Origin of the sequence: Candidatus Nitrosacidococcus sp. I8 (assembly GCF_945836005.1) — a bacterium.
In the GTDB taxonomy this organism is placed as follows: domain Bacteria; phylum Pseudomonadota; class Gammaproteobacteria; order Nitrosococcales; family Nitrosococcaceae; genus Nitrosacidococcus.
Window position 1 is genome coordinate 1,070,878 of sequence record NZ_OX241534.1, and the last position, 18,273, is coordinate 1,089,150.

The following is an 18,273-nucleotide window of genomic DNA, read 5'->3' on the forward strand; positions in this document are numbered from 1 at the left end:
GTTACCAATGCAGTCACGTTTACATCATCCTTTTTGGAATAAAGTCGTTTCCCATGGAAAATCAGCAGGAATTGAGGTAATAGAAACAGCGCTTAAGCTTTATTATGCTTCCCGAGACGATCAAACCCCGAAGTGGGCAAAAAGAATAGTGTATGGGGCTTTAATCTACTTTATTTCCCCTATTGATGCGATACCTGATATTTTACCTTTTGCTGGGTATAGCGATGACTTAGCCACATTAGTAGCTGCTGCGGCAACTATTTCTGCCCATATTAAAGAAGAACACGGGGTACAGGCTAAAATTAAAGTTCAAGAGTGGTTTTCAACAGGCTAGTTTATGGATAAAAAAAATATGAGTAAGCCAATTAAGGTTTACTACAATAGTGCTTGCCCTGTTTGCAATGCAGGAATTGAGTATCAAAAAGCAAAAATGCCTAATAAAGGTGTCATTTGGCATGATGTGCATACCCAAACAAGGGTTTATCATGATGTTTCTTATAATCTTGAGCTAGTACGAAAGAAACTCCATGTGATTGATCAGAAGGGAGAAATAAAAATAGGTATTGATGCTTTTGCAGAAATCTGGAAACACTCTCCTAAAGAAGTTTGGAAGAGTAAATTAATTACCCAACCTGTCATTAAACAGATTGCTGCATTAGGTTATAATTTATTTGCCGAAGGATTATATCGCTGGAATTTATGGAAAAACCATTGGCAACCTAGCACATATCAATCTAAAGACTAGTTTTAAATATTTTTTCCTACAAAGGGATTAGTTTCTCGCTCTAGCCCAAAGGTAGACATGGGACCATGACCCGGCACAAACTGTACTTCATCCCCTAGAGGGAATAGTTTTTCCCGAATAGAGCGAACCAGATCTTCGTAATTTCCTCGGGGAAAATCTGTCCGTCCAATAGATCCTTTAAATAATACATCCCCTACTAAAGCTAACTTACTTTGGGGATGAAAAAATACCACATGACCCGGGGTATGCCCTGGACAATGATATACCTCTAAAGCAATCTCCCCAAAAGAAATTTGATCCCCTTGAACAAGCCATCGATCTGGGTTAAATCCTTGGGCAGGTGGAAAACTAAACATTTCACTTTGGGTGGATAGCATTTGAAGCCAAGCCTTATCTTCAATATGAGGACCTTCAATAGGAAGGCTTAACTGATCGGCAAGTGCTTGTGCTCCTCCCACATGATCAATATGACCATGGGTTAAAAATATTTTCTCAAGAGTAACTTCATACTCTTTTACTTTAGCTAAAATATTCTCAATATCCCCTCCCGGATCCACCACTGCTGCTTTTTTCGTCTTTTTACATATCAGTAAAGTACAGTTTTGATGAAACTTGGTGACAGGAATAATTTTAAAATCCATAGTTAAAGTACAAAACTTATGACTGTTTATAGGGGCTGTGTTTTGATAATTCTGCCATATCTTGTATCACTGCTTTACGCTCTTTAATAAAAAATTGAGCGACTAAATTTTGAAATTCAGGGTGGCTGAACCAATGGGCGGACCAAGTGGAGGTAGGCAAAAACCCACGACTAATTTTATGCTCACCTTGAGCTCCCGGCTCAAAGGCATGAATTTTATGGTCAATACAATAATTAATCCCCTGATAGTAGCACAGCTCAAAATGTAGCCCGGGAACATTTTCCATACATCCCCAATAACGACCATAAAGGGTGGTATGGCTACGTAAATAAAAAGCCCCTGCAATCCAATTTTGTTGTGAATTTTTTGCCAACATCAAAATAACGGAATCTCCCATAGATTCCCCAAGGGATTTAAAAAAATCCAAACTTAATGCTGGATAATTACCTTTTTCTTCAAAAGTAGCTAAATAAAACTGATACATGGCTTGCCAGTGGGATTCAGTGACTTCGTTACCGTGAATAATAGAAATGGTAATACCTTGTTCTTGTACTTGTTTTCGCTCCCGTCGTACTTCCTTACGCCGTTTAGAAGTAAGCGTTTCTAAAAATTCATCGAAATTATGATAGCCTTGATTATGCCAGTGAAATTGATAGCCTAACCGTTGTACATACCCACCTTGAGTAAGGGAAGAGAGTTCCTGTTCTGGTGGAAACAACCAATGAAGAGAGGAAACGCCCCATTTTTTTGCCAAGATGATTACCTGTTGAACAAAAGATTGGGCAACTTCTCCTCTCACATCAGAACGTAAAAGCAAGCGAGCCCCAGTTACTGGACTAAAGGGTATAGCCACTACCAGCTTAGGATAATAGCGTCCTACCATCTGTTCCCACGCTTCAATCCAAGGATAGTCAAACACAAACTCTCCAAAGGAATTAGTTTTTAGAAACAAAGGAGCTGCTCCAATTAAATTATCCTCTAGATCTTTACCTAAAAGATATTGGGGAAACCAGCCTATATGAGACCCAAGACAATTGCCTACTTCAAGGGCAATAAAGAACTCATAACGAAGAAACGGGTTATCCGTGCCTACTAATTCATTCCATTGGTTAGCAGCAACGGATTGAATAGATTGGGTGATAATAAACGTTAAATTTAAATTAGAATCAGGCAAATAAGCCTCCTAAATTATAGCCTATCTTAAATCTATTTGAATCTGGGAGATTTTCTAAAATAAGAATGAGCTATGTTTTCCTTATCTTTTATCAGTTTAATTATATTAAAATTAATTTTATTATTAAATTCAATATGTTATTTATTATTTTAGTTTAGTAGAATTTAACTTATAGTCCATACTTACTAAACATAAGGAGCACAAAAAATTAATAAATTTAAAATGTTAATTAGCATTCTAGGAATATTTTTTTCCAGTGCCTATGGAGATACTTATTTAGGTCAATTTAGCACAAATCCTTTTAACCCTAACTCAACTGAAAATCCCTACGGATCTGGTAATCCATATAATCCTAACAGTATTAATAACCCCTATGGGCAATATGGTAATCCCTACTCTAACCGCAGTACGCAAAACCCTTATGCCACTGATGCACCTAAACTCTATGATAACCAAGGAAACTATCGAGGGAAATTAAGTAGTAATCCCTATGATCCAGATTCTGTCTCTAACCCCTATGGACGCTATGGTAATCGATTCTCCCCTGACAGTATCAATAATCCCTACGGAGTAGGAATCCCTACGGAGTAGGCAACCCCTATCGGATAGATAGCCCTAACAATCCTTATGGGCAAGGGTTAAGTATTTTCGGGGAATAAGCATTAATTATTAAAATTTTATAAGGAAAAGATATGGTGGAAAAACGAATGAAACAAACGATGCAAGCAATGGTCGAAAGGTTTAATACATGAAAATTGAAATCTAAAATTTCAATCCACTTGTAATTTCTGGATTCGTCCCCATAACACAATAAAACAGATTATTTTAATCACTGGAGCACAATAAAATATGGAAAAAATAACCAAAAAAACTGAAGAAACCTATACTATAAAAAATTGGTGGACTCATTTAGTTGTAGGTATTCTTTTTATTATTGGCGGATTTTGGGTCATTAAAACCCCAATGGCAAGCTACTTGGCATTGAGTGTATTTTTTAGTGTCATGATGTTTGTCTCGGGAGTATCAGGAATTTCTTTTGCTCTTTCTAATAAAAAAGAAATTCATGGCTGGGGGTGGCACTTAGCCGGAGGGATCATAGATCTTATTCTTGGTATTATCTTAATGATTTATCCTCAGATCACCATGATAATTCTACCCATATTATTTGCCTTTTGGGTGATGTTTAGAGGTTTTTGGTCAATTGGAGTTGCGATAGAATTACAAAAATTTAAGGTAAAGTATTGGTGGGTTTCACTTATCCTTGGGATATTAAGTCTCATCCTTTCCTTTATCCTGATTGACAATCCACTGTTTGCAGGTATTAGCATTGTCTTTTTGACTTCCTTTACTTTTTTCAGTTTTGGACTTACCCAAATATTCCTAGCCTTTGATCTAAAGAGCTTATCCACAGTACTGAAAGCGTAATCAAAAATAGAGCCTAGAAATAGGCTATCCCCGTCTTATAAAAAATATTATTTATAGCGATCTCTATTTTAATAAAGATCGCTATGCGTTTAGATCTCTCCTATTCTTCTCTGCTAAAAGCTCTTTTATATAGAGTCCTAAAAACAGGCACATTATTGAAAAAAAATAGTAAAATCAGAAAAATTATTTGTATAAAAACTAAAGCTGCTATTTAGGTAAGGTTTTTACTTAAAATTTACCTAAATAGCAGGTGATAAACCTTTACCAATCACTTTAGGATATCTAAAATATGGCAAAATTTTTAGACACTACAGGCGTTTCTTATCACCTTCAGCAACTGATTAATAAAGCGAATGAAAAGTTAGTATTAATTAGCCCTTACTTAAAAATCAATGATCGGATTAAACAATCCCTCGAAGATAAGAATAGGCTAAAAATAGATATTAGAGTGGTGTACGGTAAAAATGAGTTACAGCCTGAAGAAAATAATTGGCTTAAATCCATGACAAGCATTCGTTCTAGCTTTTGTAAAGATTTACATGCCAAATGTTATTTAAACGAAAATGAAGCCATTATTACCTCTATGAATTTATATGAATTTTCTCAAGTTAATAACAATGAAATGGGTATTTATATTGAGAAAAATAGTGACCCAGAATTGTATAAAGATATTTATGAAGAGGCTCAAAGATTAATTCGAATCAGTGATGAAATCATTGTTTCGGTAGAAAAGGCAGAAAAAACACCTACTCAAGAAAAGCAGTCTTCAAAAAATGAAACAAAAACAGCAGATTCAAAGCAAAATGGTTTTTGCATTCGAACAGGTACGGAAATCCCTTTCAATCTTGAAAAGCCATTAAGCTACGATGCTTATAAAAAATGGAGCGAGTTTAGTAATCCTGAATATCCTGAAAAATTTTGCCATTTCTCTGGTGATCCTTCTAATGGTGAAACGAGTGTAAGTAAGCCCATTCTTAAGAAACATTGGAAAAAAGCGAAAGAAATTCTCAACCTGTAAGATCATAAGAGAAATAATAAATTCTTATGGCACTATTCAATATCAATCACACTAAACTTGATCAAATAAAAGAGGATCCTTTTAAGCTAGAAAAGGAAATTCAAGAAATAACAGAGCAAAATTTAGAAATAATTTTTAGGTTTTATTTTGTACGATCTGAATTTTCTTTACACAATTTTAGAATTGATACTCTAGCTTTTGATAAGAAGAGTACTTGCTTTGTTATCATTGAGTATAAACGGGATAAAAACTTTAGTGTAATTGATCAAGGTTATACCTATCTTTCTTTAATGCTAAATAATAAAGCAGATTTTATCCTTGAGTATAACGAGAGATGCAAAGGTACATTAAGGAAAGATGATATAGACTGGTCTCAGTCAAAAGTAATTTTTGTTTCACCAAGTTTCACTCCCTACCAAAAAGAAGCTATTAACTTTAAAGATTTACCTATAGAACTATGGGAGATAAAAAGATACGACAACAACACAGTAAGATATAGACAGCTACCATCCTATGGAGCTCAAGAAAGTATAAAAACCATTAGTAACCGAAATGATACGACTAATATAGTAGCTCAGGAAATTAAAGTATATACGGAAGAGGAACATTTAGCTAAAGCTACTGAAGAGATTAAAGAACTTTATAGAAAAATTAAGGAAGCTATACTCTATCTAGATTCTTTGGAAGTAAAAGCTAGAAAAAAATATATCGCATTTCTCAATCCAGCCAATTTAGTAGATATTCAAATCCGAGAAAGTAGTTTAGTAATATGGATAAATTTATCTATTGGAAGACTTGATGATCCAAAAGGTTTATGCCGTAATGTTTCAAACAAAGGGCATCATGGAAATGGTGATTACGAGCTACAAATAAAAAATGATGATGATCTAGAATATATTATGAGCTTAGTAAAACAAGCCATTAAGAATTAAGAATAGTAGATAAACAAAACCCTAGTTAAGCCCATTTAAGTAGGCCTAACTAGGGATAGTATGGAGAAATCAATTAAATACTCGCTAATCTCATAACTACATTTCTCATGGAAAAGCAGGAACCGCAGGTTCAGCACCATGAGCCTTTACTTTAGGACGATCCTTTCCTATAAGATGGTTTATCCTCTCTACATCCTTGGCAGGAATATCTACCATCATCAAAATATTCCCCTGATTAACAGCTTCTTCAAATTTCTTCACTTGGGTATTGGGTACACCTACGCCTATCATAGATGAAGCCCAGCTTCCAATGCCTACCCCTGCAAGCGCGGTGACAAGTATTGCTCCTCCTGCAATAATGCCTGTATCTGCCATAAAATGAGATGCAATTATCCCAGCAATAATGCCCACAGCCCCTCCGATGACGATACCTTTTTCAAGTGATGGGATAAAATCACTTTTCTCTAGAAACCCTGCTATCGGCAATCCTTCTAAGGCAGTCTCTTCCTTGGCCATAACATGAATGTGACGCTCTTCTACATGGGAGAGTAAAAGCTCATTAACAACCCTCCTAGTATCTTCAACATCTTGGATTAAAAAATAAAGTCTTTTCATTTTTATATCCTCCTAATATCTGCATCTACAAGTAAGTTCCCTACTTAGGTAGTCCTCCTACTTTTATGAAAGAATTTCCTTATTCTGCTATTAGGTATAGTCCAAAATTCTCTATTGTCTATAGAAGTTTAAAAATAAATTTAATAGAATTAAAGATTTATATCAAATATATCTTTAAAAATATTAGAGCTTATCTTTTTAGGAATGAAATTAAGGATTAAAAAATTGATAAAAATAGTAGGCTAGAATTTAATACAAAACTAAAAAAACCATCAGTATGACAACAGAAATAAAAACGTGGGAAATAATAAACGGTGAGCTAGTCGAAATAGATACCTCTCTTACAAAACAAGGTAGAAAAGAAAAAGATGATTTAGAAAAATGGATCAAAACAAGCCCAAAAATCCTTGGAGAAGATATTTTACTCATAGGCGAACAAGTATGGAGAAAATCAGGTCCTTTAGATTACTTAGGTATTGATAATCAAGGCAACCTTGTCATTATTGAGTTAAAGAGAGATAAGCTACCTCGTGAAGTTCTTGCTCAAGCTATTGACTATGCTTCAGACGTTGCAGATTGGGATATGGATAGACTTAATGAAATTTGCCTTAACCTTAAAAGTATTCAGGAAACTCTTTAGAGGATTACATCACAGATAGTTTTGGGAATATTGGTGATATAGATGATTTGATTATCAACAATACTCAAAGACTGCTTCTTGTGGGTTTTTCTATCGATGAATCCTTAAACCGAATGATAGCGTGGCTATCTTCAAAGTATGATTTAGCGATTAATGCCATTATACTCAGTTATATCAAGACTTCATCAGGAAATGAACTGCTTTCTAAAACTGTTATTATCTCTGAAGAAATAGAAAAGGAAAAAACTAATAAAAAGAAGTTTATTATCCCCATGTCGGATAATCCTGGGGAGTATGAGGAAGATAAGTTAAAAGAGTTGCTCAAAAGTTATCTAAAAAACAAGCAATGGTCATCTAAAAGAATCAAAGATATTATGCTCCCTCTGCTTTTGAGAAAAGATGAGATTACCAGAGAGCAGCTAAAAAGAGAATTTGTTCGAATGAAGGAAGCATCTGATGAGAATAAAGCTGGGCTTTACATAGCGCTCATTTCTAATCAACTTGGGCAAGCTAAAAAGGATTTTTTAAGACAAATCATTCATTATGAATATCCAAAGGGACGAGAAAAGGATAATTTTAGTATCAAAGCGGAATATAAAGAGTTTGTGAAGGAGCTATTAGAAAAAATAAAAGATTAGAAAATACCTAAATCATAGGCAGATTCGTCTACCCCCATGCAACAGTGGGGGTAGATCTTAAACTAAACTTACTTATATCCGAAAAGCGTAGGAAGAAAGCAAGCGATTAAGTCGCTTGGCAAAAGCAGCAGGTTCTTCTAGTTTTCCACCTTCAGTGATTAAAGCCTGTTCAAATAATAAATTAGCCCAATCATCAAATTTTTCTTTAGATTCCTCTAATTTTAACCGCATCACGATGGGATGAGTTGGGTTAAGTTCCAAAGTAGGCTGTACTTCAGGAGCCTGTTGTCCTGCTTCTTTAAGAAGTCGCCCTAGATAACTGCTCATATCATGCTCCCCCACTACAAGGCAGGAAGGAGAATCGGTGAGGCGATGAGTCAATCGTACTTCTTTGACTTTATTCCCTAGAGTTTCTTTAACCCGTACGGTTAAATCCTTAAACTTCTCTTCTGATTCTTTTTGTTGTTGTTTTTCTTGCTCATCTTCCATATCCCCTAAATCAAGTTCTCCTTTGGTCACCGATTGTAGGGATTTGCCATCAAATTCTGGCAAGGAAGCAATCAACCATTCATCTACCCGATCAAAGAGAACGAGCACTTCTACCCCTTTTTTAGCAAACACTTCTAAATGAGGGCTACTTTTAGCAGCGAGGAAACTATCGGCAGTAATGTAGTAAATTTTCTCCTGCTTTTCTCTCATCCGAGAAATATAATCAGTTAACGAGATATTTTGAACATCACTATCATTATGGGTAGAGGCAAACCGCAGTAATTTGCCTAATTGTTCCCGATTAGCGTAATCCTCTCCAGGACCTTCTTTAATCACTTGCCCAAATTCTTTCCAGAAGGTTTGGTATTTCTCTGGCTCTTTTTCTGCCATATCTTCCAGAACACCCAGAATTTTCTTCACTGATCCGCCCCGGATGGTATCGATAATTTTGTTGTTCTGAAGAATTTCTCGGGAGATATTCAAGGGTAAATCATTAGAGTCCACTACCCCTTTAATAAACCGTAAATAACGGGGCATGAGCTGCTCTGCATCGTCCATAATAAAGGTGCGTTGGACATAGAGCTTAATCCCGTGGCGTTGATCCCGATCCCAAAGATCAAAAGGGGCACGGGCAGGAATAAATAGCAGTGAAGTATATTCTAATTTTCCTTCTACCCGATTATGGGTCCAGCCCATAGGATCTTCAAAATCATGGGAAATATGTTTATAAAAAGCTTTATATTCATCTTCTTTAATTTCGTTTTTAGATAAAGTCCACAGGGCAGTGGCTTTATTAACTTGTTCCCATTCTTCTTTTATCTCTTTAACTTCCTTTTCTTCTTTTTTATCCTCATCTCCATGATCGTGATCGCTATCGTGGTCGTGACTATGGTCATGATCATGGCTATGATCGTGATCATGCACTTCTTTAATCATTTCAATAGGGACATCAATATGATCAGAGTAGTTGGTAATAATGGTTCTTAATCGCCAACTATTTAAAAACTCATCTTCTCCTTCTTTTAGGTGCAAGGTAATAGTGGTACCTCGGGTAGGTCTATCAATGGATTCAATGGTAAACTCCCCTGCCCCTTCTGACTCCCAGCGAACCCCTTGATTAGTATCTAAGCCAGCCTTACGGGTTTCTAAAGTGACTTTATCAGCCACAATAAAGGCAGAATAAAACCCTACCCCAAACTGCCCAATTAAGTGCATGTCCTTTTTCTTGTCCCCGGAGAGGTTTTCTAAAAAGGCACGAGTCCCAGATTTTGCGATGGTACCAATATTATCAATCACCTCTTGTCGCTCCATCCCAACCCCATTATCGGTGATAGTAATGGTGCGTTGATCTTTATTAAAAGCAATCTGAATTTTTAGATTACTATCATCTTCAAACAGGGCATTATTAGTGAGGGCTTCAAAGCGAAGTTTATCTGAAGCATCGGCAGCATTAGAAATTAGCTCCCGTAAAAAAATTTCCTTATTGCTATATAGAGAATGAATCATTAGATGAAGCAGTTGCTTCACTTCTGTTTGAAAGCCTAGGGTTTCCTTAGGGCTAGGGGTGGTCATGTACTAAAATCTCCTTTTTTTATAATCAATAAAATTACTTACCCTAACATATGGGCATTTTTTAAATAATCAAGGGGGTAATTAGCTACAAATTCGTCAAAATTAGACTATACTTTAGTTGCGATAATCTCATCAGTTGCTGGAGATGGCATTCTCCATAACCGTGGTTTAGCCACTAATAACGCCTACCAATTTTTATTGATTAAAATATAAATGGAGAGTGATATTATGTGGTCTTCTATATTTTCTATTGCTATCGGTGCGATTATTGGTGCCTTACTACGCTGGCAACTAGGTAGGATTGATACCCTATTCATTGCAAAAATCTCTGTTGGTACACTCACTGCTAACCTATTGGGTGGTTATCTTATCGGGGTAGCGGCTGCTATATTTATCAAAGTACCCCAAGCCTCTCAAGAATGGCGTTTGCTTATCATGACAGGATTTCTTGGATCTTTTACTACATTTTCTTCATTTTCATTAGAAATGATTACTATGCTTCAGCAAGGTAGGATTCTGTGGGCGTTTACCGGTATTACTTTACATATGCTAGGTACTCTAATGATGACTGTGCTTGGTTTTAGTACTATTGAATTTTTAGAAAATTAAATTCTGTTATGCTTAGGTTTAACAAGCTATTTTTTTACGCAAACAGAATAATATGCCTATTAACAAAATCCCCACTACCCCCTATCTTGATCAACGTCCGGGTACTTCTGGGCTACGGAAAAAAGTTAAACACTTTCAGCAGCCTCATTATTTAGCAAATTTTATTCAATCTATTTTAGATGCCTTGGATTCCTCTACAGGAAAAACCTTGGTGCTAGGAGGAGATGGTCGCTATTACAACCAAGAAGCGATTCAGATTATTTTGAAAATTGCAGCTGCCAATCAGATTGGTAGAATCATTGTGGGGCAAAATGGATTGTTTTCTACTCCAGCGGTTTCCTGTGTAATTCGTAACCGACAAGCTTTTGGCGGAATTATCCTTTCAGCCAGCCATAATCCAGCAGGAATAAATGGGGATTTTGGAGTAAAGTACAATGCCAGCAACGGAGGTCCTGCACCTGAATCCCTTACCGAAGCTATTTATCAAAAAAGCCAACAAATTCAGCAATATTATATTCTTGAATCAGAAGATATCCCCTTAGATCAGTTAGGTATTTATATCTTATGGGAAATGACAGTAGAAGTAGTTGATCCTATTGCGGACTATCTTGCGTTAATGGAATCCCTATTTGATTTTGATCGAATTAAAGATCTTTTCCACCAGCAAGGATTTCAACTGTGCTTTGATGCCATGCATGCCATTACCGGCCCTTATGCTCAAGCAATTTTTCAACATCGATTAGGGGTTCAGCCCGGTGCCTTGCTGAACCATATCCTGCTTCCAGACTTTGGCGGTGGTCATCCGGATCCTAACCTAGTCTACGCCAAAACCTTAGTAGAAAAAATGTATGGGGGAAATCCGCCAGATTTTGGAGCGGCCTCTGATGGGGATGGGGATCGAAATATGATTTTAGGTCAGCAGTTTTTTGTAACCCCTGCCGATAGCCTAGCAGTGTTAGCTGCTAATGCCCATCTCGTACCCGGTTATCAAAAAGGTTTAGTTGGTATTGCTCGATCTATGCCCACTAGCCAAGCTCCTGATCGGGTGGCTGAAAAATTAGATATTCCCTGCTATGAAACGCCCACAGGTTGGAAGTTTTTCGGTAATTTACTAGATGCTGGGAAAATTACCCTATGTGGAGAGGAAAGCTTTGGTACGGGTGCCAATCACATTCGAGAAAAAGATGGATTATGGGCAGTGCTATTCTGGCTTAATTTATTGGCAGTAAAAAAACAATCAGTCGCTGCTATGGTGAAAAATCACTGGGCAGAATATGGTCGTCATTTTTATAGCCGTTATGATTATGACGATTTACCATTAGAAACTGCCCAAACGCTGATGGAAGATTTAAATAAACAGCTCTCTACTTTAGGAGGTAAGCAGTTTGGCAACTATAAAATTTATACCGCTGATGATTTTGCTTACCAGGATTCAGTGGATCATACAATCACATCTCACCAAGGAATTCGGCTATGTTTCGAAGATGGATCACGGATTATTTATCGCCTTTCAGGAACAGGTACTCAAGGAGCTACTTTGAGAGTTTACTTAGAAACTTTCGCTCTTGATCCTGCCCAACACAATCAAGATTCTCAGCAAGTATTAAGTATCCTTGCTAGCCTAGCCCAGAATCTTGCTCAGATTAAGGAAAAAGCAGGATGTGACCAGCCCTCAGTCATTACTTGATCTGCTTATCTTCCATTATTTTAAATTAGAAGGAGAGAGCAGATAATAAGCAAGATATATTCTGAATCATAACCATCTTACTTACTTAATAAATTAAACTTATGCTTAATTTGGTAAACATTGCCATTCAGTTTTGGTGGGTTTGGCTCTTATTAATAGTAATTTTATATGTAAAATCAAAGCCAAAATCACCTCAATTTAAAGGATCCATAGGCGAGAAAATCATAAAACAGTCAGTTATCTGGCAGTTACCTAAAGATCTATACATATCCTTACATGATATTTATATTAAAGATAGCCTAGGTACTACCCAAATTGATCATCTGATTGTTTCTCCTTACGGTTTATTTGTCATCGAAACCAAGCACATGAAAGGCTGGATTTTCGGTAAAGCTGAAGATAAGTCTTGGACTCAAAAACTATACAAGCAAAGCCATACTTTCCAAAATCCTCTACGACAAAACTACCGCCATCAAAAAGCATTAGCAGAAACATTGAACCTTAATCTAAATTCAATTTATTCCGTAATTGTGTTTACTGGAGATTGCCAGCTGAAAGGAGAGATGCCACCTAATGTGTTTCAAGGTATGAGTTATATAAAATACATTCGCTCGTTTGAAAAACGAGTATTTACAGAGCATGAAAAAGATAAATTAGTGGAGCTGATTAAGACAGAGCGACTACCTAATACACGAGCTATCCGTAAGGAACATCTCAGAGAACTACAGAAAAAATATTCTTAAATACATTAATAAGTTATTTCTATTTATTTCTTAGATAGGTGATTTTTTAATTATTTACCTTCTTACAAAATTTTTATTAAGTAAATACCATCAGAATAATTAGATACTTAACCATCTTAGTAAGTATCTGTTTTCTCTTATTCTTCAATAAGATAATATCTTATTATGCTTAACCAGCATCTAGGTTAATTGCCTAGCATTTATATACAAAACAATAACGGAAAACCATCTGATGATTTTTATGAAACACGCCAAGAATATTATTATAAATATAGTTTTTATACTATTAATTCCTAGTTTATCTAAGGCAGATAATCAGGATTCTATTGATCCATCTATTAATATTCCAGTCACCATAGAAGATTTAAATTTTGCGATGCATACTCTATGGCAACAGCACATGGAGTGGACGAATGCAGCCGTAGCTGCCTTTAATTCTAACCCACCAGCAGTGACCGCTATTGCAAATCGGTTAATACAAAATCAAGTCGATATAGGTAATTTTATGAAACCTTACTATGGAGAGAGTAATGGTAATAATCTGACTGATTTACTAAAACAGCATATCAGTGATGTGGTTGCTATTATGACTGCAGCACAAGCAGGAGATGCTACAACATTAAACCAAGCTGAATCAGATACATTTGCTAATGCTCAGGATATTGCCGATTTTCTAGCAAGTTTAAATCCTAACTGGTCTTAAAATATATTACGATTTATCTGGCAGACTCATATTAATCAAACTATTAATTATGCTACTTTTAATCTGCAAAAAAATTATGTAGATGAAATAACTCAATATGATGAGGCAGAAAAAAATATGCTTAATTTAAGTAAGATATTAAGCTTAGGCATTGCCGATTATTTTCAATATATGTTTTCTTCTAATTCTAGTCATTGCCAAAACACTACATTAGCCCAATATGAGCTAGCATTAAGTATATCGGCAGCTCCGGATGATCCTCGAATTAACATCCCTCAAAATAATACAATTAAGTGTAGTTAGATATATTTCTTTCTAAATAAGAAAGGGAGTAACTGTTATTTCAAGTTACTCCCTTTCTATGTTTTCAGATTCTCTATTTTTTCATCAAAAGATCATAAATAGGATAAAAATAACCAATTAAATAGCAGTTACCTCTCTTCTCGCTCTTATTCCAAATAAACTAATCATACCAATACCAAAAAGAAATATAGTAGTTGGTTCTGGTAAATCTGGACCCATATGTTCTGCATCAAATGTAATAGTCTTTGGACTGCCACCTCCACCATAAATCACCTTAACTATATACATATCAAAATGATTATGACCCTCATGCTTTGCTAGACCAAAAAAAACAAGGTTATTGAGAATTAAACCATCTTCATCAGTACGATAGCCATTTGAAAATTCCTGAGCTTCTGGTATCCATATTTCTGCATCTTTTTCACCAGGATGTGGATTTCCTTCATGATGTCCTTTTACACTCACAGTCCAAGTGTCGCTTTTACCTACTACTGGTTGTAACCTACATACATCCACCAACTGGTCTCATCTATATCATTATTACGGGTCTCAATATGAAAACTACTTTGTGCCGGTCCATTTAATCCGTATCAATCCCATTTCCAGTTATCTTGATTGTCAAGAGTAATACTATCTGCTTGAACGACTCCCGATAACACAATAGTAAACAATCCAGCTGCTAAAATCTTATACAGTAGTTTTTTCATTTTTCTTTACCTTAATTTAATTATATTTTGTGCTCCATTGCATCGGTTAAACTCTAACTAAAGTGTTTAGCTGATACGTTTATAATTATAAAGTAGTGTTTTTTATACTAAAAACAGTATTTTACATACATTTTTATATCGATATAATATATAGAAATATAAAACTATGCCCTATGAAGTAATGACAGGGGAAAAATTCCTTATTAAGTTATGGACAAAAGGGGTTTTTATTGAGGATAAGGGGCCAAACAACAGCCACAAAATTTAGCCTCTCTACCCTTTATTTATAAGCATCTGGCAGCTATGCCTGATGTCCATTGGGGATTAGGTGCAGCAGTAGGTAGTGTGATTGCCACTAAAGGAGCCATTATCCCTGCTGCAGTAGGAGTAGATATTGGTTGTGGGATGATGGCACAGCGTACTTCCCTTACTGCAATTGATTTACCTGACAATCTCCATAGATTGCGTACAGAGATAGAAAAACGTATTCCCCACGGGCGTACCGATAGAGGTGGATTAAATGATCGTGGTGCATGGGGAGAAGATCGGGAGTTACCTACCCCTGATCTTGCTTTAGGTTTAAAAGCCATTGTAGCAAAACATCCTATTCTAGAAAAAGCGACTAAGCGGGCTTCTCGCCATGTGGGTACTTTAGGTACTGGGAATCATTTTATTGAAATCTGCCTAGATGAATCTCAAAAGGTGTGGATTATGCTCCATTCAGGTAGTCGAGGGATTGGTAACCGTATTGGTGCTTATTTTATTGAAAAAGCAAAAGAGGAGAAGCAACGGTATTTTATTCACTTACCTGATGTAGATCTTGCTTATTTGCCTGAAGGGTCGACTCTGTTTTCTGATTATGTAGAAGCGGTGCATTGGACACAGGAATTTGCTTACCGGAATCGAATTACCATAATGGAGGCTACAAAAAAAGCATTAGCAACGATTGCCCACTTTAAAACTGATCTTGAAGCTGTAAACTGCCACCATAACTATGTAGCTCAAGAAAATCACTTTGGAGCAAATGTTTGGGTAACTCGTAAAGGAGCAGTACGGGCAAGAAAAGATGATTTAGGAATTATTCCCGGAAGTATGGGGGCTAAATCCTTTATTGTTAAAGGAAAAGGTAATGAAGATTCTTTTTGTTCCTGTTCTCATGGAGCTGGGCGTATCATGAGTCGCTCACAGGCTAAAAAGCGTTTCACTATTGCTGATCATAAAATAGCTACCCAAGGGACAGAATGCCGAAAAGATGTAGAAGTGATTGATGAGACCCCTGCCGCTTACAAAGATATTGATGCAGTAATGGCAGCTCAGTCGGATTTAGTTGAAATTGCACACATCCTAAAACAGATAGTATGTGTTAAGGGGTAATAGAATGGTAATTATTTATTGCTAAAAAAACGCAGAGGAACCCATCTCAAACTTTCCTCTGCGGATAAATAATAACCATTTTACAGAAGTAAGGATAGAACGAATAACGAAAAAAGCAAGAATAAATTTAATAAATCTTAATTTTATAAATATTATCCTTTTTTACTCTCAGTTTCACTCTGAAAATAAGCATCTAAAGCTTTAAGCAAATTTCCGGGTTGGCTCATTTTCTGGCTTAGAGTCTGAGCCATTGTAATTTCTTCATAGGTCATAAGCTTAGTAAGCTCTGTTCTTAAATCCCGAGCTCCCGATAAGGTAGTTGCCGCTGTATTCCAAAAAGCATAGGCAACAATATAATTTTGATTTACTCCTTTGCCTTTTTGATACATCATCCCAAGACCATACTGAGCATCTGAATCTCCTTGATCTGCTGCTCGATAAAGCCATTCGATTGCTTTTCTAAAATCCTGAGGAACCCCTTGTCCATTGGCGTAGAGTAGACCTAAATTATATTGAGCATAGGGATCTCCTTGTTTCGCTGATTTTTCATACCATAGGGCAGCTTTAGTAAAATCTCGAGGTACTAAAACGCCTTGGGCATAGGTCAGCCCTAACATATACTGAGCATCTTTATTACCCCCTTGGGCAGCTTGGGTGATTTGTGCTAACTGCTCTTCAGGGGTGGGAGGAAAAACACTTTCAGCCTTTGCCCACCCTAACTGAATAGATCCTAAAAAAATAACGATAAAAAAATAAAATCTAGGGATTAACATAAATTGTTTCATAGGTATCATATAGCTTACATAGATGATGTAAATATAAATAATTCTTTGGTTTGTTGCTAGGTATAGTGATCATAAAAAAGTTATTTCATGGCAATTTTTAATGCTTATCCCCCGTTAATATTAGCTTCTAGTTCTCCCTATCGAGCGGCACTACTAAAACGTTTAAATATTCCTTTTAAGTGTTATTCACCACATATTGATGAAACCCCTTTACCACAAGAAACACCACAACAGCTATCAGGTCGACTTGCTCAGCAAAAAGCTCAAGTGGTGAGAGAGCAATTCCCACAAGGACTCATTATTGGATCTGATCAAGTAGCAAGTATAGATGAAAAAATATTAGGTAAACCAGAGACTCATGAGCGAGCAGTTACTCAACTCAAAGCAGCTACCGGGAAAAAAATGATTTTCTATACGGGATTATGTTTACTGAATGGGAAAACTGGTCAGATGGAACTTATCATAGAACCATTTTGTGTATATTTTCGTTCGCTTACTCAAGAGCAAATAGAAAACTATCTTCAACAGGAACAACCCTATGATTGTGCGGGAAGTTTTAAAGCAGAGGGACTAGGAATTGCCTTGTTTGATCGACTTGAGGGATCTGATCCTAATGCTTTAATTGGATTACCCCTAATTCAATTGGTCACATTACTAAATAAAATGGGCTATCCAATTTTATAAATCAGTTGTTTTTTTCTGCCAGTAGTGAGCTAAGGTGAGGTATTGTGTTAAAGAAAGAGCCTCAGGCCGTAGTCTAGGATCGATATTTAATTCTGTAAGCTCTTCAGCATTTATCCATCCTTTTAAACTATTGGCTAGAGTTTTACGCCGTTGTGAAAAAGCTTGAGTGACTATTTGATTGAGTACTCTAGGGGAAAGATCAGGGGCTAAAGAAATTTTTCTGGGGATAAGACGAACTACCATAGAGTCTACTTTAGGTGGTGGCAGAAAAGCACCAGGTTTTACGGGAAATAGCCTAATGACCGTGCAATAGAATTGAGTCATCACACTTAATCGACCATAATCCTTACTATTGGGTGCTGCTCCCATTCTAAGTACAATTTCCCGTTGGAGCATAAAATGGCAATCTTTAATGTTATCTGCTTGAGTAAATAGATGAAATAGTAAGGCAGTAGAGATATTATAAGGTAAATTACCTACAATTCTTAAAGGTTGCTGATCTCCTAATTTACTAAAATCAAAGCGTAATGCATCTTGATTATATAAAATAAGTTTACCTTTAATAGAATCAGAGGAACACCCCTGAGTAAGATAGCTAGCAAGATCTCGATCTAACTCAATAGCATAAAGCTGAGGTATCTTCCTTAACAAAGGAAAGGTAAGTGCCCCTTGCCCAGGGCCAATCTCCACAATAGCATCATTAGGTTGTGGGCAAATAGCCTCTATAATTTGGCATATAATATAAGGGTCATGGAGAAAGTGTTGGCCAAAGCGCTTTTTAGGCTGCAT

At 36.3% G+C, this 18,273-nt stretch carries 21 protein-coding genes, 1 pseudogene and 1 riboswitch; of the genes and pseudogenes, 15 read left to right on the forward strand and 7 right to left on the reverse strand.

All coding sequences use genetic code 11. The annotated features are described in order from the left end of the window. Nucleotides 1-7 precede the first annotated feature (7 nt). Together OOL07_RS05315 and OOL07_RS05320 are read left to right on the forward strand one after the other, a co-directional pair. Entirely contained in the window at nt 8-334 is a 327-nt protein-coding gene (locus OOL07_RS05315; RefSeq protein WP_264695464.1) for a YkvA family protein, read from the forward strand. A gap of 3 nt (nt 335-337) precedes the next feature. Next, nucleotides 338-745 carry a thiol-disulfide oxidoreductase DCC family protein gene (locus OOL07_RS05320; protein WP_264695465.1) on the forward strand — a complete coding sequence of 136 codons (408 nt, stop codon included), beginning with the start codon at nt 338-340 and terminating at the stop codon, nt 743-745. A 2-nt stretch (nt 746-747) separates the two neighbouring features. Here the strand turns inward: OOL07_RS05320 and OOL07_RS05325 are convergent, their stop codons facing one another. Then, on the reverse strand, nt 748-1,386 hold the full coding sequence (locus tag OOL07_RS05325) for an MBL fold metallo-hydrolase (protein ID WP_264695466.1): 639 nt from the start codon (nt 1,384-1,386) through the stop codon (nt 748-750). A 16-nt stretch (nt 1,387-1,402) separates the two neighbouring features. After that, nucleotides 1,403-2,560, reverse strand: coding sequence for a GNAT family N-acetyltransferase (locus OOL07_RS05330; RefSeq protein WP_264695467.1), 1,158 nt, complete (start codon nt 2,558-2,560; stop codon nt 1,403-1,405). Nucleotides 2,561-2,782: 222 nt separating this feature from the next. Between OOL07_RS05330 and OOL07_RS05335 the strand changes: the two genes are divergently transcribed. The 4 genes from OOL07_RS05335 to OOL07_RS05350 all read left to right on the forward strand — a co-directional run bounded on the left by OOL07_RS05335 (nt 2,783) and on the right by OOL07_RS05350 (nt 5,935). Then, a complete protein-coding gene (locus tag OOL07_RS05335; RefSeq protein ID WP_264695468.1) occupies nt 2,783-3,151 on the forward strand; it encodes a hypothetical protein in 369 nt (122 codons plus the stop codon). A 258-nt stretch (nt 3,152-3,409) separates the two neighbouring features. Next, nucleotides 3,410-3,985 (forward strand): HdeD family acid-resistance protein, encoded by a 576-nt coding sequence (locus OOL07_RS05340; protein ID WP_264695469.1) that lies wholly within the window; start codon nt 3,410-3,412, stop codon nt 3,983-3,985. 289 nt (nt 3,986-4,274) lie between these two features. Continuing rightward, on the forward strand, nt 4,275-5,003 hold the full coding sequence (locus OOL07_RS05345) for a phospholipase D family protein (RefSeq protein WP_264695470.1): 729 nt from the start codon (nt 4,275-4,277) through the stop codon (nt 5,001-5,003). Nucleotides 5,004-5,029: 26 nt separating this feature from the next. Further along, entirely contained in the window at nt 5,030-5,935 is a 906-nt protein-coding gene (locus tag OOL07_RS05350) for a DUF5655 domain-containing protein (RefSeq protein ID WP_264695471.1), read from the forward strand. A 105-nt stretch (nt 5,936-6,040) separates the two neighbouring features. Here OOL07_RS05350 and OOL07_RS05355 read toward each other — a convergent pair whose 3' ends face one another. Then, the gene (locus tag OOL07_RS05355; protein ID WP_264695472.1) at nt 6,041-6,550 is read right to left on the reverse strand and encodes a DUF1269 domain-containing protein; all 510 of its coding nucleotides are present in this window, start codon (nt 6,548-6,550) and stop codon (nt 6,041-6,043) included. Nucleotides 6,551-6,827: 277 nt separating this feature from the next. On the opposite strand from OOL07_RS05355, the gene OOL07_RS05360 reads away from it, so the two are divergent. Continuing rightward, complete coding sequence (locus tag OOL07_RS05360) at nt 6,828-7,190, forward strand: PDDEXK family nuclease (RefSeq protein WP_264695473.1); 363 nt, start codon at nt 6,828-6,830, stop codon at nt 7,188-7,190. An 80-nt stretch (nt 7,191-7,270) separates the two neighbouring features. Next, entirely contained in the window at nt 7,271-7,828 is a 558-nt protein-coding gene (locus OOL07_RS05365; protein WP_264695474.1) for a hypothetical protein, read from the forward strand. Nucleotides 7,829-7,900: 72 nt separating this feature from the next. Here the strand turns inward: OOL07_RS05365 and htpG are convergent, their stop codons facing one another. Then, nucleotides 7,901-9,889, reverse strand: a complete 1,989-nt coding sequence (htpG, locus tag OOL07_RS05370) for a molecular chaperone HtpG (RefSeq protein WP_264695475.1) — start codon at nt 9,887-9,889, stop codon at nt 7,901-7,903. Nucleotides 9,890-10,021: 132 nt separating this feature from the next. Further along, a riboswitch (Fluoride riboswitch) is annotated at nt 10,022-10,084 on the forward strand. Nucleotides 10,085-10,117: 33 nt separating this feature from the next. Here htpG and crcB point away from each other — a divergent pair. From crcB to OOL07_RS05395, 5 genes are all read left to right on the forward strand, one after another. Then, nucleotides 10,118-10,498, forward strand: coding sequence for a fluoride efflux transporter CrcB (gene crcB, locus OOL07_RS05375; RefSeq protein WP_264695476.1), 381 nt, complete (start codon nt 10,118-10,120; stop codon nt 10,496-10,498). Between the two features lie 52 nt (nt 10,499-10,550). After that, nucleotides 10,551-12,185: an alpha-D-glucose phosphate-specific phosphoglucomutase gene (locus tag OOL07_RS05380; RefSeq protein WP_264695477.1), complete on the forward strand. Its 1,635-nt coding sequence runs from the start codon at nt 10,551-10,553 to the stop codon at nt 12,183-12,185. Between the two features lie 101 nt (nt 12,186-12,286). Next, nucleotides 12,287-12,928 (forward strand): nuclease-related domain-containing protein, encoded by a 642-nt coding sequence (locus OOL07_RS05385; RefSeq protein WP_264695478.1) that lies wholly within the window; start codon nt 12,287-12,289, stop codon nt 12,926-12,928. A 232-nt stretch (nt 12,929-13,160) separates the two neighbouring features. Then, nucleotides 13,161-13,631, forward strand: coding sequence for a hypothetical protein (locus OOL07_RS05390; RefSeq protein ID WP_264695479.1), 471 nt, complete (start codon nt 13,161-13,163; stop codon nt 13,629-13,631). Between the two features lie 117 nt (nt 13,632-13,748). Next, nucleotides 13,749-13,934, forward strand: a complete 186-nt coding sequence (locus OOL07_RS05395) for a hypothetical protein (protein ID WP_264695480.1) — start codon at nt 13,749-13,751, stop codon at nt 13,932-13,934. Nucleotides 13,935-14,051: 117 nt separating this feature from the next. On the opposite strand, the gene OOL07_RS05400 is transcribed toward OOL07_RS05395, so the two are convergent. Further along, nucleotides 14,052-14,450 carry a PEP-CTERM sorting domain-containing protein gene (locus OOL07_RS05400; RefSeq protein ID WP_264696345.1) on the reverse strand — a complete coding sequence of 133 codons (399 nt, stop codon included), beginning with the start codon at nt 14,448-14,450 and terminating at the stop codon, nt 14,052-14,054. Nucleotides 14,451-14,905: 455 nt separating this feature from the next. On the opposite strand from OOL07_RS05400, the pseudogene OOL07_RS05405 reads away from it, so the two are divergent. Then, nucleotides 14,906-16,015 (forward strand): annotated as a pseudogene (locus tag OOL07_RS05405) (RtcB family protein); the annotation flags it as partial. Nucleotides 16,016-16,167: 152 nt separating this feature from the next. Here the strand turns inward: OOL07_RS05405 and OOL07_RS05410 are convergent. Continuing rightward, complete coding sequence (locus OOL07_RS05410) at nt 16,168-16,800, reverse strand: tetratricopeptide repeat protein (protein WP_264695481.1); 633 nt, start codon at nt 16,798-16,800, stop codon at nt 16,168-16,170. Nucleotides 16,801-16,887: 87 nt separating this feature from the next. Here OOL07_RS05410 and OOL07_RS05415 point away from each other — a divergent pair, with 87 nt between their 5' ends. Further along, nucleotides 16,888-17,484: a Maf family protein gene (locus OOL07_RS05415; RefSeq protein WP_264695482.1), complete on the forward strand. Its 597-nt coding sequence runs from the start codon at nt 16,888-16,890 to the stop codon at nt 17,482-17,484. Here the strand turns inward: OOL07_RS05415 and rsmA are convergent. Then, nucleotides 17,479-18,273 carry a 16S rRNA (adenine(1518)-N(6)/adenine(1519)-N(6))-dimethyltransferase RsmA gene (rsmA, locus tag OOL07_RS05420; RefSeq protein ID WP_264695483.1) on the reverse strand — a complete coding sequence of 265 codons (795 nt, stop codon included), beginning with the start codon at nt 18,271-18,273 and terminating at the stop codon, nt 17,479-17,481. The two genes, OOL07_RS05415 and rsmA, sit on opposite strands and share 6 nt — an antisense overlap.